The organism is Amycolatopsis panacis, from assembly GCF_003600245.1.
In the GTDB taxonomy this organism is placed as follows: Bacteria; Actinomycetota; Actinomycetes; order Mycobacteriales; family Pseudonocardiaceae; genus Amycolatopsis; species Amycolatopsis sulphurea.
The window spans coordinates 61605-82757 of the sequence record NZ_QZFV01000065.1; the positions used below are offsets into that span (position 1 = coordinate 61605).

Genomic DNA, 21153 nt, shown 5'->3' on the forward strand with positions numbered 1-21153 from the left:
CGGTCAGGAGACGTCCGGCTCTTCACCGATCACCGACGGCGCCACCGGCGCCTGCTGGCCCCAGACGTTCTCGGTCTCCACCAGCCAGGCCGGGATGCGCCGCCCGGACCCGAGATCGCCGCCGGCCCCCATGCCCATCGGCATCATGGGCATCATCGGCATCGCGCTCTTGGCCGCCGCGCCCGCCGCCCCGGCCGCACCGCCGGCCAGTCCACTGAGGACGTTCGAGCCGGTGTCTCCGGCGAGCCCGGAATGCGCCGCGGGAGCCTGGCCCGGCCCGCTGAACCCGCCGCCGGACGGCAGACCTCCGCCGAGTGACGGAGCCTCCCCGCCGCCGATCGGGATGCCACCGCCGGCCCCACCCGCGGTGCTCGCACCGCCGCCACCGCCGAGCCTGGTGTCCGGCGGTTCTTCCTTCTTGTCCTTGTCGTCCGCCGGTTTCCCGCCCGCCCAGCCCGGCACCCGGGGCATGATCGAGCCGAACCGGCCGAACGCCGCCGCGGAGGCCGCGGCCAGCCCGGCGGTGAACATGTCCCCGAACAGTGGGCTGCCCGAAGTGGACGGTGCGAAAGTGTCCGGAGTGGACGGTGCGCTGCCGCCGGCGGGCAGCGGATGCGCACCGACCGGAGTCCCGACGACGGTGCCACCCGTCGTGCCGCCGATCACGGCACCCCCGCCCGAAGCACCGCCACCACCGGCGGACGGGGCGGACGGTGGGGTGGCGGAGTTGGGGGAGACCGGGATCGAGTCTTCGGCCGTGGTGTAGTTCGTCGCGAGGTTCTCCATCACGACGATCGCCTTCGCGTGTGCGGAACCGGCGGCGTTCGCGGCCTGCTGCTGCGCTTCGACGTTCGCGATCGCCTGCTGCCGTTGCTGAGCTGCGGCGAACACAGTGGCCGGCGGGGAGTCCGCGGGCAGCGTCGGCGGGTTGACCGCCAGGGACACGTCGGCGGGCGAAACGTCCGGCACCGCAACGGGTGGCGGCATTTCCGCCTTCGCCTGCACCAGCGCGTCGGAAGCGTCTTCGAGCAGGTCTCGCATGCCCTGCGCGGTGACCGCGACCTTGCGGATCCCGCCGACCAGATCGGTGATCATGTGGTGGTATTGATCGGCCGCGCCGCCGGTCCACGAGCCGGCGAAGCCGCTCAACTGGTGGGACAGGTTCTCGGCCTGATCGTGCAGCCCGCGCGCGGTGGACTCCCACCGCTCGGCGGCTTCGCGGGCGGTGCTCGGGTCGCCGGCCTGCAGCATCGCGTAGAGCTGCTGGTGGGTGAAGGCGCCGAAGTTGGTGCGGGGCCCGTTCATGCGCCCTTGCCCCCTTCGCTCGCGGAGGTGCCGGAGCCCAGCCCCAGCAACGACAACAGCGGATCGAGCAGCCCGGCCTCAGCGCCGGACCGGTGCAGGTCGCCCGCCACCGACTGGTCGGCCTGCTCGTAACCGTCGGCGACGGTGGTGGTCACTTCCTGCGCGAAGGTGATCGCTCCGCGGACCTGGTCGAGCAGGCCCTGCATTTCGGCGACCGCCGCGTGGTGCGCGTCGGCGAGCGAGCCCGCCTCGCCGAACTCCCCGAACAGCAGCGGGTGCTCGCCGAGGGTACGCAGGAAATCGTTCGGCTGGGACATCGCGTGGATCTGCGTCTCCAGCTCGCGGACGAAATCCTTCAACGAGTCCAGATGGACGTAGTACGACTGGTCGGGCATCGGCCGGGGACCCCTCTCGTGCGGCCGGGACGCGGGAAAGCCGGCCTGCCGGTGCGAGCGAGGGGTGCCCCGCACCGGCAGGCCGACGCCGGGTCAGGCGAACAGGCCCTGATTCCGGTTCTCCAGCTGGGCCTGGAGATCGTGGGCGTCGCCGACCTTGGTGCCGAACTGCGCGATGATCGCGACGATCTCGGCGGTGGCCTGGCGCAGCCGGGTCTCCGAGGCGCGGGCGGCCTCGCCGGCGGAGCTGCCCGAGGCGTACCAGGTCTGCGTGATCGGCTGCAGGTTCTGGTGCAGCTGCTCCAGTTGCGTGGTCAGCGCCTTGGCCTTGGCGGCCAGCGACGCCGAGCCGTGCTGCAGGGCGGCGAAACTGATTTCGACGACTTCGGCCATCTTCTCGGGTCCTCTCGCGGTCTCAGGGGTTGAGGCGAGGGATCACGGAACCCTCGGCGGTGTGGCTGACGCTCTGGAAGCTCTGGTGCACGTCGGAGTCACCGGTGTTGTAGGTGGTGTGGCTGGTGTGCACCAGCTGTGACATGGTGTCGAGTTCGCGCACCGCGTCGGTCATCTTCTCCTGCAGCCGGCTGTGCAGGCCCCAGAACGCGACCGCCTGGTCGCCCTTGTAGTTGCGCAGCGTCTCCGCCAGCTCGGATTCGAGGCTGGCCATGGTGGTCTTGGCGCTGGACGCGGTCTCCTCGAAGCCCTGGACGGCGCGCGTCATGGCGGCGGAATCCGACTGGAAGCCCGGACTGGACACGACCGGCCACCTCCCTTCCCTCTCGTGGAAATCCTGGTGCACGGCGGGTTTCGGCCCGGTCCGCGCGGGGTGAATGTCACGCTAGAAAAGGTGGCGGTGCGGTCAAACGGCACAACTGCCGGTCGTGGTGGCGGCACTATTACCGACATCCCGCGGGTAGGGCGTGCCCCATCGGGGACGGGCGGTGCGCACCAGTGTCTGCAGTGCCATCCCGACGCTGGCAGCCGCGGCGACCGGGATGGAGTTGGCGTTGTTGATGTTCACGCCGACCCCGGCGCAAGAAGCGGTGTATGCGCAGGGGATGCAGCCGTCTACGTTCGGTGCTCATACTGTCGGGCTGTCCGACGGCGGCCCTGATCGGGACGTTTCTGTCGGTACGGGCGCGCAAGCCGGTGCGGTTGAAGGAAGAACCGGTGGCCGGGTGAGCGCATCCGGACACGAAAAGCCCGCCCGTCGTACCGGAATCCCGGTACGACGGGCGGGCCTCACCCGGTGGGGACCGGTGGCTCAGACTCCCGCGGTCTTCTTGATCCAGTCGCGGCTGTTCGCCACGCTGGCGTAGTTCTGTGTCCCGTTCTTGTCGCTGCCGGAGTTCACGCCGGTCGAGCACACGCCGACCTGGACCCCGTCGGACAGCTGGGGGCCGCCCGAATCCCCGTGCCAGGACGAGCCGGTCACGCCCTTGCTGGCGATCGCCTTGCCGTCGAAGGCATCCGTGCTGTCGCCGGTCACCTTCACGTCCGCGGTCTTGAGTGTGTCCGAGGGCGGGCTGTCGCCCTGGACGCGGCCCCAGCCGTAGATCTGGTTGGTGGCACCGTTGTCCGGGTCGGTGTCGGCGAGTTTCATGAACGTGGTGTCCACGGCGGACTTGAGATGCAGCAGGGCGATGTCGCCCTTCGGCGAGGCCTGCTGCTGGTCCACCGCGACCTCTTTGCCCTTGCCCAGCGCGACATCGCCGACCTTGACGTGCATGCCGGGCTTGTTCAGGCAGTGCTGCGCGGTGAGCACCCACTGCGAGGCGATGATCGTGCCGGAGCACTCGAAACCGCCGTATTCGGTCTGGTCGTCCCAGAACACCTGCGCGCCCCAGGGCGCGGAGTCCACTGTGGTCCCGCCGATGATCAACGGTTCGTCCGCGGCGGCCGGCGCCGACACCCCGAGACCCAGCGCGGCCGCAGCCCCGACGACCACCGCCACCGTCCTAGCCAAACGCATGGGCGATCCTTCCGGTAGGAAATTGTTTCCCAACCGTAGGTCGATGTTGGAAACCGGATAACCTACTGAAGTCGGGTTCCCGACCGGCGTCCGTCGTGGGCCATTTGGCCTAACGGGGGTGTGTCCGCCTGCTACTGTCGCTTGTGGACGTTCGCGACGGAAGCCCGCACCCCAGCCCTTCCGTCGGCTTCGTCCATGCCACCTGAATCAGTTCCGTACCGTGCCGACGGGAGACCAGCGTGCCGCGGCCCGCCGGTTGCGGGGACGGCTTCACGTCGCCGAGCAGCACGCCCTCGTCCTTCGCCCCGGACAGGACCACGCCCGGTGAGCCGAGTTCGCGCACCCGCTGCAGCACGGGTTCGAACAGCCCGCGCCCGGCGCCGCCGGAGGCACGGGCGAGGATCAGGTGCAGGCCGATGTCCCTTGCCTGGGGCAGGAATTCCAGCAGTGGCGACAGCGGGTTCCGTCCGGTGGTGGCGACGAGTTCGTAGTCGTCGATCACCACGTACAGGTCCGGGCCGCGCCACCAGGAACGGGTGCGCAGCTGTTCCGGAGTGACCTCCGGGCCGGGCAGGCGGTTGCGCATAGCCGTGGCGCACTGGCCCACCAGGTCGGTCAGCGTGTTCTCCGCACCCGCGTAGCCGAGCAGGTGCGGCTCGTCGACCACGCCGAGCAGCCCACGGCGGTAGTCGCCGACGAGGATCAGCGCTTCGGCCGGAGAGTGCTTCGCGCACAGGCCGGTGACGAGGGTCCGCAGCAGCGCGCTCTTGCCCGATTCGACGTCGCCGAACGCGAGGAAGTGCGGGTCGGTCCGGAAGTCCAGCTGGATCGGGCGCAACGTCGATTCCGCCAGCCCCAACGTGATCCGGCCCTCCGGCGCGGCGGGCAGCGAGTCCAGCGGCACCTCGGCGGGCAGCAGCCGGATCCGCGGCGCGCGGCTGCCCGGCCACGCGGCCTCGACCCGGCGGACGAGATCGAGCCCGCCGGTGCCGAGCGTGCCGGGCCGCTGGTCGCCGTCCACTCGCGGGAGCGCGGCGAGGAAGTGCAGCTTCTCCGCGGTGAGGCCGCGTCCGGGACGGTCGGCGGGCACGTTCTGGGCCACCTTGCGGTCGATCACCGAGTCCGCCGGATCACCCAGGCGCAGCTCGAACCGGGTGCCGATGGCGTCGCGCAGCGGGGCCCGCGCGCCGATCCACTGGTTCAGCGACACGATCACGTGGATGCCGAACCCGAGCCCGCGCGCGGCCAGCCCGGTGATCTGCTCTTCCAGCCGTTCGTATTCCTGGCGAATGGTCGTCCAGTTGTCCACGAACAGGAACACGTCGCCGAACTCGCGGCCGTCGGTGCTCTCGGTGAACTCGCCGCACCGCTCCCGGAACGAGGCCATCGATTCGATTCCGTGCGCGGCGAAGAACTCCTCACGCTGTTCGAGCAGCGTCGTCAGTTCGGCCACCACGCGGCGGCAGCGCTGCGCGTCGCGCCGGGTGGCGTAGCCCGAGACGTGCGGCAGCCCGGCGATCGGGGCCAGCGCGCCACCACCCATGTCCAGCACGAAGAACTGCACCTCGGCCGGGGTGTGGGTGAGGGCGAGCACCGCGGCGATCGTCTTCATCAGTGTCGACTTGCCGCTTTGCGGTGCGCCGACGAGCACCGCGTGGCCGGCCGCGCCGGAGAAATCCGCCCACAGCAGGTCGCGGCGTTGTTCGAAGGGCTTGTCCACCAGCGCCACCGGCACGGTCAGCTTTCCGTTCCCGCCCCAGCCGAGCGGGCACAGTCCACGCTCGGGGTCCTCGCCCAGCGGCGGCAGCAGTTGGTCCACTGTGGGCGGTTCGGCCAGCGGCGGCAGCCAGATCTGGCGCGCCTCCGGGCCGTGACCGTCCAAACGCGACAGCATCGCGCCCATGATGGTCTCGCCGGTGCTCTCCTCCGGCTCCGCGCCGGCCGGTTCGGCGGCGACCGGGACCTCCACCGGGGCCAGGGTGAACGGCAGCACGCCGAGTTGCTGACCGTCCTCGCGCACGATCCGGGTGCGCGGCGGCAGTTCCCCGGACACGTAAGCGGCCTTGAGCCGGATGAGCGTGTCGGTGTCCGCCTTCAGATACGCCGAGCCGGGCATCGGGGGCAGCTGGTAGGCGTCCGCGACACCCAGTACCGCACGGCTTTCCGCGGCGGAGAACGTCCGTAGCCCGATCCGGTACGAGAGATGGGAGTCGAGCCCGCGCAGCCGGCCTTCCTCCAGCCGCTGCGAGGCCAGCAGCAGGTGGATGCCCAGCGAACGGCCCAGCCGTCCGATCGCCACGAACAGGTCGATGAACTCCGGCCGCGACGAGAGAAGTTCGGAGAACTCGTCGATGATCACCAGCAGGGACGGCAACGGCTGCAGCGGCGCACCGCCCGCGCGGGCCTTCTCGTAGTCGCGCACGGAGGCGTAGTTGCCCGCCGCGTGGAGCAGTTCCTGACGCCGCAGCAGTTCGCCGTTGAGCGCGTCCGCCATCCGGTCGACGAGCGCGAGGTCGTCGGACAGGTTCGTGATCACCGCGCAGGTGTGGGGCAGCCCGGTCATCCCGGCGAACGTGGCGCCGCCCTTGAAGTCGATCAGCGCCAGGTTCAGCGTTTCCGAGGAATGCGTGACGGCGAGGGCGGTGACGAGGGTGCGCAGCAGTTCGCTCTTGCCCGAGCCGGTCGCGCCGATCACCAGCCCGTGCGGCCCCATCCCGTCTTCTGCGGATTCCTTGAGGTCCAGCTCCACCGGGCGGCCGTCCGGGTTCACGCCGAGCGGGATGCGCAGCCGGTCGCGAGCCGGGCGCGGCGCCCAGGTCACCGTCGGATCGAGGTCGCGCGGGTCGCCGATGCCGAGGAGCCCGGCCAGTCCGAAGGTGGCCGACATCGGCTTTTCGCCGACCACTGCGGCACCCTGGTGCAACGGTGTCAGCGTCCTGGCCAGCGCTTCGGCCGCGCCGTGGTCGAGCCGATCCGGGGTGCCGAGGAAACCCAGCCGCGCCTCGCCGCCGTCGAGTACCACCATGCCGAGCTGTTCGGGGTCGACGTGCAGGCTCAGCAGCCTTTCGGTCGAGGTGACACGGGGTCGTTCGGCGCCGACCTCCAGCACGGTGACGCCCAGCCTGCCCTCCTCGGCGAGCAGCCGCGGCTCGTTGTGCGTGTCGCCGCCGTCGGCCACCAGCACTACGTGCGGCAGATCCGACGAACCGCCGCGACGGCTGAACGCGGGGCGCTCGCCGAGATCCGGGCCGAGCAGCCGGGCCAGCTCGGCAGCGTCCGCGGCGAACAGCCGGCGTGGGCCGGTCGCGTCCGAGAGCGCGGGCGCGGTGGCGTGTGGCAGCCACTTCGCCCACTCCCAGTCGTGCGCCCTATCGGGATGCACGCAGAACGCCACCCGCAGGTCGGTGGGGGAGTGGAATGTCACCAGCTGGGCCAGCAGCGCGCGGGCCAGCCCCAGCACGTCGGGGCGGCGGCCGGACAGCGAAGCGGCCGCGTACGAGCGCAGGGAGACCGAGACCGGCAGGCCTTCGACGGTGGAGAAGGCCTGGATGAAGTGCTTGAGGTTCGTCGACGAGACCGGGTCCAGCTCTTCCAGCGGGGCGATCTGCGGGGCACGCAGCGGCGTCGCGAGCGGTTGCGGACCGGTCGCCGCACGGACCATCGCGAATCCGCGGTCACCGCGGCGGCGATCCCAGTGCTGGTCGGTCTCGACGTAGGCCCACAGGTCCGCCGGGTCCGGCTGCTGCGCGATCAGCGTCGCCCGCTGGCCGTCGGCGACCGCGCGCACCCGCGTGCGCAGGCCGGCGAGATAACGCTGGTAGTCGCGGCGCTCCTCGTTGATCTGCGCCTTCTTCGCCATCCCGCCACGGCCCAGCGACATGACGATCATGCCGCCCATCGCGGCCACGAACAGCGCGCCGAAGATCCAGGTCATCACCCCGCCGTCGCGTCCGATGTAGACGAAGGACATGGCGCCCATGCCGAGCATCATCGGCAGGAACATCATCAGCTGGAGCATCCCGCCGGAGCCGCTCTTGGGCAGCATCGGCGGCGGCTGCAGCAGGATCTCGCCGGGCTGCGCGTCGAGGCCGAGCCGGTCACGGGTGGTGCTCATGCCCCGTATTTTGGCCACCGCGTCCGCCTTCGCGGTGGGTACTTTTGCCGTCCGCTCGCCCGGCGGCCCGAACCTACCCTCGGGCCGAGGAGCACGGATCGGAGGCAGGCATGGGCGGGACCGGCGAGTACCGGGCCGAGCCGGAGGCCATGCACGCAGGAGCGGGCAATGTGGGCGGGATCCTCGCGCACGGCCTCAACGCGCTCGCCGACCTGGAAAGACTCGTGGTGCAGCCCGCGTCGTTCGCCGGGTTCGGCAGCGCCGTCGCGGCGGCGAACGCGGCCCTGCACACCCACCAGGTGACCGCCGTGCGCACGCTGCTGCAGCTGTTGCAGGAGATCAACGGGCTGGTCAAGCACAGCGCCGAGGCCTATCAGGCGGCGGACGAAGCGGTGGCGCGTGGCTACGGGGGCTCGCCGTCGTCGGCGTCTGCGTCGATCTGGGGTAGTCCGCACGCCGCGCAGCTGGCCGCGCTGGCGGTCACCGACAGTGCGGGCGCGCACGGCGAACCCGGCTCGGTCGGCAACGTGCTGCGTTACCTCGGTGACGCGAGCCTTGCCGAGCAGCCGGTGACCGGCGAGCGGTTCCGTGACGTCGCGGACTTCAACGACTGGCTGGCCGGAGACGCCCGGAATCAGGCGCGGGTCGGGCTGATCGAGGTCTACGCGGGAACCGCGCGCACCTTCGGCGACGTTCCCGGCGGCGTGCACAGCGGCGACCTCGTGGTGGTGAAGCCACTGCGATCCGCGGCCGACAGCCCGGTCATCGGCGTCGCCGGCGAGGGCGGCGTGCTCTACAACCACGGCCCCGTCGACCCGAATCTCGGTGGGCTGGCCCGGCTCAGCGTCTACCGGCCGGTCTCCGCCTGACCATCCCGAACCCCGACCAAGTGAGGTCCGATGCCGACGTTCCCGAACTCCAGCGCGATGGACGCGACCGCGTCCTCCGGCGGCCCGATCACGGTGCTCCCGCAGATCCTCACCGGGCAGCCGGAGCAGATCGCCAAGCACGTGCTGGATCTGCTGCACAAGGCGACCGAACTGGCCTCACTGCACCACGAGCTGACCAAGGCCGCCGACCAGCTGGGCAAGGTGTGGTCCGGGGCGGCCTCGGAATCGGCGCTGAAGAAGATCTCCGACTCGCTCGACCAGCTGACCAAGATCATCTCGGTGCTGGAGAAAGGCGCCGAACTGCTCGGCATCTCCGGCACCCTGGTGAAGACCGCGCAGGAGGCCTACCGGGCAGTGGTCTCGGCGGTCAACCCCACCGTCGCCTCGCTCATGTCGAACTGGTGGACCTACGGCGCGGCGGTCGCGTTGTCCAGCTCGACCAGCGCTTCGCTGCGCGCGTTCATCACCGCGATCGGCGGCCTGCTCAAGGCACTCGGCGCCGGTGATCTGGCGAACCAGATCACCCAAGTCGGGCAGATCATCGGGGACATCGAGAAGCTCTTCCACGGTGGGGACACCGGGAACACCGCCGCGGGCAATGCCGCATTGTCGGCGACGCCGGTGACCGCGCCGCAGTCGCCCGCGACCGTGGCCGGGCAGCAGGCGATCGCCGGGGGCTCCGGTGGCGGCGTGCCGTCGTTCACGAACTACACGCCGCCGGCGCTCGGCGGGGCCGGCCAGCACGGCTCGGCGGGGCAGCAGCCGAACTTTGCGAACAGCTGGATTCCGGTGGATCCGGTGCCTTCCGCGCCTGTTTCGCCTGCCCAGCCGGTGCCCGCTGCTCCGGTGCCCGCTTCGGCTGCCGGGGCGAACGAGATCGTGATCCACACCGACCTGTCCACTGGTCAGTCCACTGTGGAGGCTCCGGCCGGGCGGGATCTCGACATCGATCTCGACCTCACGTACAACGGCACGCACTTCCGTCAGCATGTCGACATCGACGCGAAAGGCGCATAGCCGGTGCCCGTCGACGCGTCCGGGGTCCTCAGCGCGGTGCTGTCGAACTACCGTCAGGTGCTGGTCGAGTACCAGCGCCGGGTCACGGGTGACCCGGCCGCGCTTGTGGCGGCCCCGAATCGCTGTGCCACCAACGCAACCACGATCACCACGAAGGCCACCGAGATCGCCGACGCAGCCAGCGCGCTGCACGCTTACTGGTTTGGCGCGGCGTACGAGGCGTACGCAGCAGCCGCGCGGGATTCGGCGCAGAAGCTCCGCGAAGACGGGGCAAAGCTGGCGGAGCAAGGCAAACGACTGTCCAGCGCGAGCCAGCTGTTGCAATCCGCGCGTGCCGCAGTCGACTCCGTACTCGCGCAGTTCGATCAGTACGCCGCACAGCTGACCAGTCAGGCGCGCGCGGCCGACCCGAACGCTGTGGGCGCGTTCATCTCCGCGGCCAGAAGCCTCGGGGAACAGGCTGTCGGCGCGGCGACGCAGGTGGCGGACGAGCTGTCGGAAGCGATTGCGCAGCTGTTCCCCGGAGAAGGCGTCGGACGGCTGGAGTACGAGCTGGGCAAGAAGGGCGCCGGCCCGTTGCACTGGCTCAACGGGGAGCCGCTCGACGGTCGTAAACGGCCTCGGAGCGTGCCGTCGTGGTTCGGCAATTCCGGCTGGAAGAAGCTGACCTGGAACGGTTTGGAGGGCACGCGCGCGCCGAAGAAGGCCGATACCCCGTTCGGCAGGCCGGAGCCCGAAGGCGTCCGGGACAAGCTCGCGCGGAACACCGAGATCACCTACGCGAAGCTGCAGCACGATCAGGACGGATTCGCTCCGGAGTACGACGGAAAGATCACTTCGTCCGGCTGGGACGGCAAAGTGTCCGGGCACACCGAGCTTGCGGCCGTCCACAAAGAACTCGAAGGCAAGGTGACCTACGGAGTCGCCGAAGCCAGCGCGAAGGGAACCTTGTTCGCAGGCGGCGAGGCGAGCGGTTCGCTGCAAGGCGGCGCGCACGGATTCGGCTTGCACGGCAACGTCTTCGTCGGCGGCAAATTCGAAGGTGAGGTCGCGGCGGATGTCGCCGGGATCGGCGTCGGCGCGAACGGCACCCTGCAGTACGGCCTCGGCGCGCAGCTCGACGGCCAGGCGGTGTACGACGCCGGGCACATCAAGGTCAACTTCAAAGCCGGCGTCGCGGTGGGACTCGGCGCGGGCGTCGGCGCGAACATCGATATCGACCTGCCCAAACTCGGCGAGTACGGCGGTGCCGCGGTGGACGCGGTCGGCGACGCGGCGGGACAGGCCGCCGACGCGGTGGGCCAGGCATGGGACGGCGCCGTCCAGTACGTGGGTTCGTGGTGAACACCGTGACGCTCCCGCTCGGGTTCGACGTCCCCGAGGGGTGGACGCCGGTCGAGCCGGAGGAACCGGGGCCGGTGTTCGTCGCCGTGCGTCCCGAGCCCGGTGCGGAGTTCACCGCGAACCTCACCCTCGGCGTGCGGCAACGGCCGGATCCCGCTTCGCTGGAGGACATCGCCGACGAGGCCGTGAAGCGGCTCGCCTCGGCGACCGCGGCGGTGGACGTCCTCGACCGGCGCGCGGTCGGCGCCCCGCCCGCACCCGGCCTCACCCAGACGCTGCGTCTGCGGACCGGCGAAGGACTGGAGCTGCGGCAGGTCCAGGTGCACCTGACCGTGCCCGGCCCGGACGGGGGAGTGGTGCTCGAACTGGTGCTCACCGCGTCCGCCGAGGCCGCCGCCCGGCTCGTCCCGGACTTCCGGCGCTTCGTCGCAAGTGTCCACCTCCGGCGGAAAACCCTTGCAGGAGAAGGAGAACAACCGTGACCGATCCATATGCCGCGCCGGATGTGGACGATTTGCTGGCGCAGGTCCGCCGCCAGACCGAACAGGTCCAGCGGATTCAGCGCTCCGTCGAGGCGATGGAGGTCAAGGCGGCCTCGCGGCAGAACGAGGTCACCGTGACCCTGCGCGGCGACGGGCGATTCACCTCGGTCGACATCGATCCGCGCGCGATCCGTGAGTACGACGCCCGCACGGTGTCGGAGATCGTGCTGGAGGCGGTGAACGCGGGCCTGCAGAAGCTCGCCGAGGCGAGCAGCGCGAAGTTCGCCACGGTGATCGAGGCGGCCAGGACGCCCGAGTGAGCGCCCCGGCCGGGCTCGCCGGATCGACCCGGCGGGTGACCATCGTGACCCCGCGTGCCCGGGTCGACGTCGCGCTGCCGCAGCAGAGCACGTTCGCCGAGCTGGTACCGCAGCTGGTGCGGCTCGCCGGTGCGACCGGGCAGGCCCCGGCCGAACATCCGGGCTGGGTGCTTTCCCGGCTCGGCGGAGCGCCCCTGGCACTCGGGCTGACCGTCGCCGCGGCGCAGGTCCGCGACGGCGAGGTACTGCACCTGACCCCGCGCGAACGTCCACGCGGGCCACTGCTGTTCGACGACGTCGTGGACTCGATCGCGAGCGTAGGGGAGTCCGCGTCGACCACGTGGGGACCGAAAATCGCGCGACGGACCGGCATTGCAGCCGCCGCGGTGCTACTGCTCGTCGGCGGGGTGCTGGTGCAGGCCGCGACCGAGGGCAGCGTCCTCGCGCCGATCTGCACCGGGTTGCTCGCGCTCGTGCTGCTGCTCGCCGGGGGTGCGCTGAGCCGCGCGTACGGCGATTCGGGCGCGGGCGCGGCCGGGGCACTCGCGGGCGTCGGCGTGGCCCTGCTGGCCGGGATGTCCGTGCTGCCGCCGAATTCGCTGTTCTCTCTCAAAGCCGGGCCACTCGCCGCCGGATTGGCCGCAGTGACCGTGTACGGCGTGCTGGCCGCGGTCACCGTGGCTGATCGGTTGCCGTTCTTCGTCGCGGTTACCGGCGCGTCCGCGATCGGTGCGATTGCCACCGGGATCGTGCTGGTCGCCGGGGTGCGGCCGATGGCGGCCGCAGCCGTGACGGCGGTGCTCGCGACGGCCCTGGCCGCTGCCGCGCCGATGCTCGCCCTACGGCTCGGCCGGTTGCCGCTGCCGCGCGTGCCGGACGACATGGAATCGTTCCGTGCCAACGAACAGCCGTCGCTCGGCGCGGAAATGGCGGGCCGGACCACGCATGCGCAGGCGTTGCTGACCGGCCTTCTGGTCGCCTTGGGACTGGTCGTGGCCGGCTCCGCCGCCGTGCTGGCGACCGGCGGCGCGTGGGAGGCCGGGCTCGCCGCGTTGGTGGGTTCGACGTGGCTTCAACGGTCCCGTTCGTACGCGGGCCGTACGCAACGGCTGGTGCTGGCCGGGTTCGGCCTGCTCACGCTACTGGGCGCCGGTGGCTGGTTGATCGCGAGCGGCCAGCGCGTCGCCCTGCTCACCGCCGGGCTGGCCGTGGTGCTCGCTGCGGTCGTGTGCCTGGCGTACGCGACACGGGTCGCGCGAGGGGTGCGTTCGCCGTATTGGTCGCGGGTTCTGGATGTCGCGGAGTTTCTGGTGCTGCTCGCACTGGTGCCGTTCGTGGCGATGGTTGCCGGGGTGTACGAGGTCGTCGGTGGTTGAGCGGCTCTGCACCGGCTGAAAGGCTGTGAAGGGACCCTTCACGGACCCAGAGTCCGTGAAGGGTCCCTTCACAGCTGTGGGCTGCCACCTCAGGTCAGCGCGAGCGGCAGCGTCCGGCGCACCGCGGCACCATGCGCCCCGTGCAGAGGTACCGTCGAAACCCCTTGTGGAGCCTGAGGTTTCCCGTCCTGGCGGGTACCGACCCGGATGGTCAGATCGAGCTGCTCACGGCCACCGGGCGTGCGGCGGAAGGTCGCCGACGTGGCGGTGAAGGCGGCGTCCGGCGCCGTGGACGCGAGAATGCGGGCCACGTCGCGGCCGGAGCGGGGCCCGTATCCGGCCTGGGTCGTCTCGCCCCAGACCCAGCCGCGCCAGGTGTCGCAGTCGGTATCCGGATCGTGGCGTGAGGGTGGCACGCCAAGCGCCACGCGCAACTCGTCGGCGAGTTCCCCGGCTTCGAGCACCGTCGACGGGTGGCCGGCTTCGGCCAGCGCGACCATCAGGCTCAGCGCCGCACTCGCCGTGCTGCGCAACGCGCCGAGGTCCCCGCCGCCACGGGCGAGCGCGGCGATCGGCGCTTCGTCCGGGCGATAGCGGACGGCGAGCCAGCGTACCCGGTAGACCCGGCCGTCCCGGGGGACCGCCCAGGTCAGCAGCTGCACGGCGGCGAGCGGGATGTCCGTGCCACGGAAAGCAGTGCGCGCCACGGCGAGCAGCTCGTCCGCGGACGGCTCGCCGGCACCGGGCGTGAGCCGGACGATCGCACTCCAATCGCCGTCGATCTCGGCCACCCCGAACCGGTTGCCCGCGCGGTCGACGTGCTGGCACACCCGCATCGGGCCCACCACGCGGTGCAGCGGATCCGGGCTGTCCCGGCGGCTGTCGTGCCGCCGCAGCCGATGCGCCAGCCAGGTCCACGCCCAGCCGGCGAAATGCCGTCCGCGCACCCGGATCGACGTCGTGGCCACCAGGACCCCGGCCGACGCCGCGACCGTGATCCGCGCCGCTCCGCCCACGCTGAAGGCCAGCAGCACGGCCAGCCCGGCGATCTCCCAGCCCACCGCCTGCAGCGGCCGGATAGGTAACAGCCACGGCCACGTCGCAGTACCGGCGGGCGCGGTTTCCTGGGCATGCCGGGGCCGGACCGGTGGTGCGGTCGTCTCCCGGCCGGGTGCCGTCGACACGGACACGGGCCTCCCCTTCCCGGGGCGCTCCCCGGCGCCCGGCTCCGCGACGTTAGCGCGGACCACCCCGGCCCGTGGGCGTAAAAATTACCCTCGTGGCCCGTCCGGCCGGTGCCTAACATCCGCGGAGGGAAACGATCTTCAGGGGGCCAGGGCACGGTGTGGACGCAGCGGGACCAGATCCAGGCCTACCAGTTCCTGCGCCGCCGTCTCGTCTCCGCGCTCGTCGCCGCCGATGCCAACCACCCGGTGTCGCCCAGCCGCCGCCTGGTGCTCGGCACGCTCCTCGGCCTCGGCGTCGCGCTCCTGATCACCGCGGTGTACGGAGTGATCGGTCTGGTCAACCCCTCCGGCGGCAAGGACTGGCTCGCCGGTGGGCACGTGATCGTCGAAGAAGGCACCGGCGCGCGCTTCGTGCTCGGCGCGGACGGCGCGGTACACCCAGTGCTGAACTACGCGTCCGCGCGGCTGCTCGCAGGCGGCGACGGGCACCAGACGGTGACGGTGTCTTCGGAGAAGCTCGGCACCGCTCCGCGCGGTACACAGATCGGCATCGCTGGTGCGCCCGACTCGTTGCCACAGCCGAGCGCCCTCGTCACGGCGACGTGGACGAGTTGCAGCCGTACGACGCAAGACGCGCCTGCGTCGGCGGAGCCGCTCGTCGCCGTACTGCTGGGGGCGCCGGCGTCCGGGACCGAACTGCCGCGCGACGCCGGGGTGATCGTCCGGCTGCCGCAGGGCGATCGATACCTGGTGACAGGCGGGCGCCGTTACCGCCTGAGCGACGAAGCCGCCGCAGCACTGCAATTCGACAGCTACCCGACCATCGCCGTCTCCGCGCGATGGCTGGACACCGTGCCTGCTGGGCGTGACCTCGGGGCGATCCCGGTGTCGAGCGCGGGCGAACCCGGGCCACAGGTCGGCGACGTACGCACGCGTGTCGGCGAAGTGCTCGCCGTTGTCGACGCGATGGCCTCGGCTGCCAACGCTTCGACGTACTACCTCGTACGCGCCGGCGGTCTCGAACCGGTCGGACAGACCGAAGCGGCACTGCTGGTGACGACTCGCGCCAACGAGTCTGCGTACGCCGCGCGCCCGGAGCCGACCCGCGTACGCGCCGCAGACGTTGCCTCGGTGAAGAAGGTCGCTGAACCGCGTACGGGAGGCGCGGCCCCCGCTGCGTACCCGGACCGTATCCCGGGCAAGGCGCCAATCACCGGGAGTTCGGTGACTATGTGCGCGCAGGGCGGTCGGATCCTCGTATCAGCGGATCTGCCGCTACCCCCCGGCGGCCGTGCGCTGCCGGTGACGGTCCGCACCGACGCCCGGGTGGCCGATGTCGTCTATGTGCCGCCTTCCGGCGGCGCGGTGGCTACCGACGCCGGTTCCGGCACGACGTATCTCATCACGGACACAGGACGGAAATATCCGGTAGCGAACGCCCCGGCGCTCGCTTCGCTCGGCTACGGTTCCGGAGCCGGGCAGGTGATCGCGGGCGGGCTGCTGGCCTTGGTGCCGGCTGGTCCCGCATTGGACCCGGCCGCGGCGGGGCAGGCCGTGGGCGGGGCTGGCTGAGCATGGAGACGGGGACGGGCCGCCTGGCGGCTCCAGGAGGGGAACCGTGAGGGTGAAAACGGAAGAACGGCGACGCGGGCCGGGTCCGATCCCGGTCGGCGTGATCGAGGACCACCCGCTGTACCGGGACGCGGTCGCGCGCGTGCTGAACGAGGCTCCGGACATCGAACTGGGCGCGGTCGCCGATTCCGTCGCCCGGTTCGCCGTGCAGGACCAGCCGCCGGGCAGCGTGGTCGTGCTGGACCTCAAACTGCGCGGCGTCCAGGACGCGGCGGCGGTGCTCGAAGTGGGGCAGATGGGGCACAAGGTGCTGGTGGTCTCCGCGCACGCGGAACAGCCCGAAGTCCTCGGCGCCATGCAGGCTGGCGCGAAGGGCTTCCTGTCCAAAGACGTCGACGGCGACGAGCTGCTCCGCGCGATCCGCACCATCGCCGAGGACAACGCCTACGTCTCGCCGACCCTGGCGGGCATGATCATCCAGGACACCGAAGACCGGCACGCCGGCCCGAAGATCGTCCTGTCCGAACGCGAGAAGCAGGTCCTCCGTCTCGTCGCGGCGGGGGAGCGGGACGTGGACGTGGCCGAGATCCTCGACATCAGCGTTCGCACGGTCCGCTCCTACCTCGACCGCATCCGCGACAAGACCGGCGAACGCCGCCGGGCCGGGTTCGTCCGGGTGGCGATCCGGGAGGGGCTGCTGCGGTGAGGGTGATGGGTCGGTGTGGTGGTCGGCCGGGGTTGGTGTGCGTGGCCGGTGGGCACCGTCGTGGTTGCGGTGAGGGGGTGTGGGGTGGCTCGGAGTGGTGTGTGGCTGGCGGGCTCTGTTGTGTGCCCGCTCTCTTCTCCACGAGTCGGCCCGGCGTCTATCCGGTGATCGCCTGACCGGAGCTTTCCCTTGCTGCCCAAGCACTTCTCGCTATCCACAATGGACTCACGGCGGTTCCACCTGATCGTGTGATGTCGAACAGGTGTGCGATCTCGGTAGCCTGGCGGAGTGTTCGAAACCTTCTCCTCCGCGGTGTTCTCCGCGGCCTCCCTGTCCTCTCCGTCCTCCGCCGTCCCGTGCCGCGAGTCGTGGCAGCTTCCCGCCCGCCGGTCAGCCGAGCCGCCCGACCGGGCCGCCGGAGAGCCGCTGGTTCGCCAGCACGCCGGTGACCCCGCGGGCGTGGATCGCCTCGGCCGCCCCGACGTCGGCCAGCAGGGTCTCCGGGGCCGGGCCCAGTGCCGCGGTCACCCGGCCGAACCCGTCGGCCACCATGGAGTGGCCGATCCCGGTCGGGGACTTCGGGTTGACCTCCAGGCCGGTGGCCGCCGGATCCGCCTGGTCGCAGGCCAGCACCCAGCAGCCCGAGTCCAGCGCCCGCGCGCGGACCAGCAGCTCCCACTGCTCACGCTTGCCCGCGCCCGCGCCCCAGGACGCCGGGACCAGCACCACGTCCGCGCCGTCGTCGGCGAGGCAGCGGAACAGCTCCGGGAAGCGCAGGTCGTAGCAGGTCGCCACGCCGAACACGGTGCCCTCGGCCTCGAAGGTGACCAGGTGCGACCCGGCGGCCACCGTCTCCGACTCGGCGAAGCCGAACGCGTCGTACAGGTGGATCTTGTCGTAGCCCAGATGCTTGCCGAGGCCGGTCACCAGCAGGGTGTTGCGGACCCGGCCATCACCGGACGGGGTGAACATGCCGGCCACCACCAGCACGTCGTGCTCCCGCGCCGTCTCGGCCACCGCCGAGGCCCACGGTCCGTCCAGCGGCTCGGCGATCGGGGCGAGTGGCCGGCCGAACCGCACCATCGTCGCCTCCGGGAACACCACCACCCGTGCGCCGCGCGCGGCCGCGCGCGCCACCTCGGTGCGTACCGAGTCCAGGTTGGCCTCCGCATCGTCGCCCGAGTTGAGCTGGCACAACGCGATCCGGGGCACCACGGCCTCCTTGCCTGGGGACAGCTGGTCACCACCGAGTATCCCTGCCCGGGGTCCGCGAGCCACCTCGTACCCTGGTCATCATGCTGAACCGCACCGACCTGCGCGGGCAGGTCCCGAACATCGCCGAACTGCGTGCCGTGCTGCCACGCGCCGAATACGACGTCGACGCCGCACTGCATCAGGTCCGGCCGGTGGTCGAGGCGGTACGCGAGCGCGGCGTGCCCGCGGTACTGGAGTTCACCGAGCGATTCGACAAAGTGCGTCCGGCCAGGGTGCGGGTGCCCGCCGCCGAGCTGGCCACCGCGCTGAACGGGCTGGACCCGCAGGTCCGCGCCGCACTCGAGGAGTCCATCGACCGGGCCCGGAAAGTGCACTCGGATCAGCGACGCACGGACGTGACCACCCAGGTGGTGCCCGGTGGCACTGTCACCGAGCGCTGGGTCCCGGTCGAGCGGGTCGGGCTGTACGCGCCGGGCGGGCTGGCCGTCTACCCGTCCACAGTGGTGATGAACGTGGTCCCGGCGCAGCTGGCCGGCGTCGGCTCGCTGGTGGTCTGCTCACCCCCGCAGGCGGCGTTCGGGGGTCTCCCGCACCCGACCATTCTCGCCGCGGCGGCGCTGCTCGGCGTCGACGAGGTGTGGGCGGCCGGCGGCGCGCAGGCGGTGGCGCTGGCCGCGTACGGCGGCACCGACACCGACGGCACCGAGCTGGTCCCGGCCGACATCTTCACCGGGCCGGGCAACATCTACCTCACCGCGGCCAAGCGGCTCGTGCGCGGGGTGATCGGCATCGAGTCCGAGGCCGGGCCGACCGAGATCGCCGTGCTCGCCGACGAGACCGCCGACCCGGTGCATGTCGCAGCCGACCTGATCAGCCAGGCCGAGCACGATCCACTGGCGGCCAGCGTGCTGGTCACCACCTCCGAGCAGCTCGCGGACGCGGTGGAGCGGGAGCTGGCCGTCCGGGTCGCGGCCACCAAGCACGCCGAGCGGGTCCGCGAAGCCCTCGGCGGCAAGCAGTCCGGCGTCATCCTCGTGTCCACTGTGGATGATGGATTGCGCGTGGTGGACGCCTACGCCGCGGAGCACCTGGAGATCCAGACCGCCAACGCCCGCGAGGTCGCCGCCCGGGTGCGCAACGCGGGCGCGGTGTTCGTCGGTGCCTATGCGCCGGTGTCGCTCGGTGACTACTGCGCGGGCTCGAACCACGTGCTGCCCACCGGCGGGTTCGCCCGGCATTCCTCGGGCCTGTCCGTGCAGAGCTTCCTCAAGGGGATCCACGTGGTCGACTACTCCGCGGAGGCCCTGCGCGAGATCGCCCCGCGCGTGGTCGCCCTCGCGGACGCAGAAGACCTGCCCGCGCACGGCGAAGCCGTCACCGCCCGGTTCGAAGGAGAACAGCCATGACCGACGCCGTCCCCGGGGCCGAGGTCACCCTCGACGGCCTGCCGCTGCGGGAGGACCTGCGCGGCGGGACGCCTTACGGTGCACCGCAGCTCGACGTGCCGATCCGGCTCAACACCAACGAAAACCCCTACCCGCCGCCGCCCGAGCTGGTGGCCGATGTGGCCGAGGCCGCGCGAGCGGAAGCCGCCTCGCTGCACCGCTACCCCGACCGCGACGCGGTGGCCCTGCGCGCCGACCTCGCCGACTACCTCACGGTGTCCACCCGGGTCGTGCTGTCCGAGGCGAACGTGTGGGCGGCCAACGGGTCCAACGAGATCCTGCAGCAGATCCTGCAGGCCTTCGGCGGTCCGGGCCGCAGTGCGCTCGGCTTCGAGCCCTCGTACTCGATGCACCCGATCATCGCCTCCGGAACGCGCACCGACTGGGTGCCGGCGCCGCGCCGGGCGGACTTCACGTTGGACACCGAGCGGGCCGCCGAGACGGTCCGCGAGCGGCAGCCGGACCTGGTCTTCGTCACCAGCCCGAACAACCCCACCGGCGGCTCGATCCCGCTGGCGCAGCTGCGTGGCGTGCTGGCGGCCGCGCCGGGGATCGTGGTCGTGGACGAGGCGTACGCCGAGTTCTCCTCGCAGCCCAGTGCGGTCGAGCTGATCGCCGAGTTCCCGGCGAAGCTGATCGTGTCCCGCACGATGAGCAAGGCGTTCGCCTTCGCCGGCGGCCGGCTGGGTTACCTCGCCGCCGCACCCGCCGTGGTGGACGCCCTGCAGCTGGTGCGCCTGCCGTATCACCTGTCGAGGCTCACCCAGGCCGCCGCGCGCGCCGCCCTGCGGCACGCGGACGCCACACTCGGCAGTGTCCACAAGCTCTCCGCGGAGCGTGACCGCGTGGTGGAAGCGTTGCTGGGGCTGGGTTTCACCCCGGTGCCGAGCGACGCCAACTTCGTCCTCTTCGGACGGTTCGCGGACCCCAAGGCGGCCTGGCAGTCCTATCTGGACCAAGGCGTGCTGATCCGCGATCCGGGCATCGAGGAGCACCTGCGGGTAAGCATCGGCACCCCGGAAGAGAACGACGCGTTCCTCGAAGCAAGTAAGGAAATCCAGCGATGAGCCGCGCAGGCAAGGTGGAGCGCACCACCAAGGAATCCTCGATCCTGGTCCAGCTGGACCTCGACGGCACCGGGCAGGTCGAGATCGCCACCGGCGTGCCGTTCTACGACCACATGCTCACCGCGTTCGGCGTGCACGGTTCCCTGGACCTGAAGGTCGAAGCGACCGGTGACGTGCACATCGACGCACACCACACCGTCGAGGACACCGCGATCGTGCTCGGCCAGGCACTGCGCCAGGCCCTCGGGGACAAGAGCGGCATCCGCCGCTTCGGCGACGCCTGGATCCCGATGGACGAGACACTGGCACACGCGGCGATCGACGTCTCCGGCCGGCCGTACTGCGTGCACGCGGGGGAGCCGGAGCAGTTCGACGCCTTCACCATCGGCGGCAACTACCCGTTCGTGCTGACGCGGCACGTGTTCGACTCACTCTCGTTCCACGCGCAACTCGCCCTGCACGTCCGCGTGATCCACGGGCGCGATCCGCACCACATCGCGGAGGCCCAGTACAAGGCCGTCGCCCGCGCCCTCCGCGCCGCGACCGAACCCGACCCACGCGCAGCCGGCATCCCTTCCACCAAGGGCGTACTCTAACCGTCGCCGATGCTGTGAAGGGTCCCTTCACGGACTCAGAGTCCGTGAAGGGACCCTTCACAGCTCGGGACGCGGTGCTCTCGGGACGCGGTGCTCGGGCCGTGGGCGCCGGGGAGGCCGCCGTTGCCCGCCCGGCGCGGTGTGGCACGC

19 protein-coding genes are annotated in these 21153 nt (G+C 71.3%); 11 read left to right on the top strand and 8 right to left on the bottom strand.

Annotated elements, in window-relative coordinates; genetic code table 11:
- Positions 1 to 3 precede the first annotated feature (3 nt).
- The 6 genes from D5S19_RS07310 to eccCa all read right to left on the bottom strand — a co-directional run bounded on the left by D5S19_RS07310 (position 4) and on the right by eccCa (position 7786).
- Positions 4 to 1305, bottom strand: coding sequence for a WXG100 family type VII secretion target (locus D5S19_RS07310; RefSeq protein ID WP_120022559.1), 1302 nt, complete (start codon positions 1303 to 1305; stop codon positions 4 to 6).
- Entirely contained in the window at positions 1302 to 1700 is a 399-nt protein-coding gene (locus D5S19_RS07315; protein ID WP_120022560.1) for a hypothetical protein, read from the bottom strand. Before D5S19_RS07315 ends, D5S19_RS07310 begins: the two co-directional genes overlap by 4 nt.
- Positions 1701 to 1793: 93 nt before the next feature.
- A complete protein-coding gene (locus tag D5S19_RS07320) occupies positions 1794 to 2093 on the bottom strand; it encodes a hypothetical protein (RefSeq protein ID WP_098510576.1) in 300 nt (99 codons plus the stop codon).
- 22 nt (positions 2094 to 2115) lie between these two features.
- Positions 2116 to 2457, bottom strand: coding sequence for a WXG100 family type VII secretion target (locus D5S19_RS07325; protein ID WP_120022561.1), 342 nt, complete (start codon positions 2455 to 2457; stop codon positions 2116 to 2118).
- A 507-nt stretch (positions 2458 to 2964) separates the two neighbouring features.
- Entirely contained in the window at positions 2965 to 3672 is a 708-nt protein-coding gene (locus D5S19_RS07330; protein ID WP_120022562.1) for a S1 family peptidase, read from the bottom strand.
- A gap of 109 nt (positions 3673 to 3781) precedes the next feature.
- Entirely contained in the window at positions 3782 to 7786 is a 4005-nt protein-coding gene (gene eccCa, locus D5S19_RS07335) for a type VII secretion protein EccCa (RefSeq protein WP_120022563.1), read from the bottom strand.
- Between the two features lie 110 nt (positions 7787 to 7896).
- On the opposite strand from eccCa, the gene D5S19_RS07340 reads away from it, so the two are divergent.
- From D5S19_RS07340 to eccD, 6 genes are read left to right on the top strand one after another with little or no spacing between them, the layout of a single operon-like run.
- Complete coding sequence (locus D5S19_RS07340) at positions 7897 to 8655, top strand: WXG100 family type VII secretion target (protein WP_120022564.1); 759 nt, start codon at positions 7897 to 7899, stop codon at positions 8653 to 8655.
- 30 nt (positions 8656 to 8685) lie between these two features.
- Positions 8686 to 9693, top strand: coding sequence for a WXG100 family type VII secretion target (locus D5S19_RS07345; RefSeq protein ID WP_120022565.1), 1008 nt, complete (start codon positions 8686 to 8688; stop codon positions 9691 to 9693).
- A 3-nt stretch (positions 9694 to 9696) separates the two neighbouring features.
- Positions 9697 to 11037, top strand: a complete 1341-nt coding sequence (locus D5S19_RS07350; RefSeq protein WP_120022566.1) for a hypothetical protein — start codon at positions 9697 to 9699, stop codon at positions 11035 to 11037.
- Positions 11038 to 11042: 5 nt separating this feature from the next.
- The gene (locus D5S19_RS07355) at positions 11043 to 11519 is read left to right on the top strand and encodes a hypothetical protein (RefSeq protein WP_233573759.1); all 477 of its coding nucleotides are present in this window, start codon (positions 11043 to 11045) and stop codon (positions 11517 to 11519) included.
- Positions 11516 to 11839 (top strand): YbaB/EbfC family nucleoid-associated protein, encoded by a 324-nt coding sequence (locus D5S19_RS07360; protein WP_120022568.1) that lies wholly within the window; start codon positions 11516 to 11518, stop codon positions 11837 to 11839. Before D5S19_RS07355 ends, D5S19_RS07360 begins: the two co-directional genes overlap by 4 nt.
- Positions 11836 to 13215, top strand: a complete 1380-nt coding sequence (gene eccD, locus D5S19_RS07365; protein WP_120022569.1) for a type VII secretion integral membrane protein EccD — start codon at positions 11836 to 11838, stop codon at positions 13213 to 13215. The genes D5S19_RS07360 and eccD overlap by 4 nt, the downstream gene beginning before the upstream one ends.
- Before the next feature lie 89 nt (positions 13216 to 13304).
- Here the strand turns inward: eccD and D5S19_RS07370 are convergent, their stop codons facing one another.
- Positions 13305 to 14405 (bottom strand): type VII secretion protein EccE, encoded by a 1101-nt coding sequence (locus D5S19_RS07370; protein ID WP_407641727.1) that lies wholly within the window; start codon positions 14403 to 14405, stop codon positions 13305 to 13307.
- 153 nt (positions 14406 to 14558) lie between these two features.
- Between D5S19_RS07370 and eccB the strand changes: the two genes are divergently transcribed.
- Both eccB and D5S19_RS07380 read left to right on the top strand, forming a co-directional pair.
- The gene (eccB, locus tag D5S19_RS07375; RefSeq protein WP_120022570.1) at positions 14559 to 15974 is read left to right on the top strand and encodes a type VII secretion protein EccB; all 1416 of its coding nucleotides are present in this window, start codon (positions 14559 to 14561) and stop codon (positions 15972 to 15974) included.
- Positions 15975 to 16026: 52 nt separating this feature from the next.
- Positions 16027 to 16680, top strand: a complete 654-nt coding sequence (locus D5S19_RS07380; protein ID WP_120022571.1) for a response regulator — start codon at positions 16027 to 16029, stop codon at positions 16678 to 16680.
- Positions 16681 to 17070: 390 nt separating this feature from the next.
- Here the strand turns inward: D5S19_RS07380 and D5S19_RS07385 are convergent, their stop codons facing one another.
- Positions 17071 to 17892, bottom strand: a complete 822-nt coding sequence (locus tag D5S19_RS07385; protein WP_120022718.1) for a carbon-nitrogen hydrolase family protein — start codon at positions 17890 to 17892, stop codon at positions 17071 to 17073.
- Between the two features lie 83 nt (positions 17893 to 17975).
- On the opposite strand from D5S19_RS07385, the gene hisD reads away from it, so the two are divergent.
- From hisD to hisB, 3 genes are read left to right on the top strand one after another with little or no spacing between them, the layout of a single operon-like run.
- Positions 17976 to 19301 (top strand): histidinol dehydrogenase, encoded by a 1326-nt coding sequence (hisD, locus tag D5S19_RS07390; protein ID WP_120022572.1) that lies wholly within the window; start codon positions 17976 to 17978, stop codon positions 19299 to 19301.
- Positions 19298 to 20407 (top strand): histidinol-phosphate transaminase, encoded by a 1110-nt coding sequence (locus tag D5S19_RS07395; protein WP_120022573.1) that lies wholly within the window; start codon positions 19298 to 19300, stop codon positions 20405 to 20407. The genes hisD and D5S19_RS07395 overlap by 4 nt, the downstream gene beginning before the upstream one ends.
- Positions 20404 to 21003 (top strand): imidazoleglycerol-phosphate dehydratase HisB, encoded by a 600-nt coding sequence (hisB, locus tag D5S19_RS07400; RefSeq protein WP_098510560.1) that lies wholly within the window; start codon positions 20404 to 20406, stop codon positions 21001 to 21003. Before D5S19_RS07395 ends, hisB begins: the two co-directional genes overlap by 4 nt.
- The last annotated feature ends 150 nt before the right edge of the window (positions 21004 to 21153 follow it).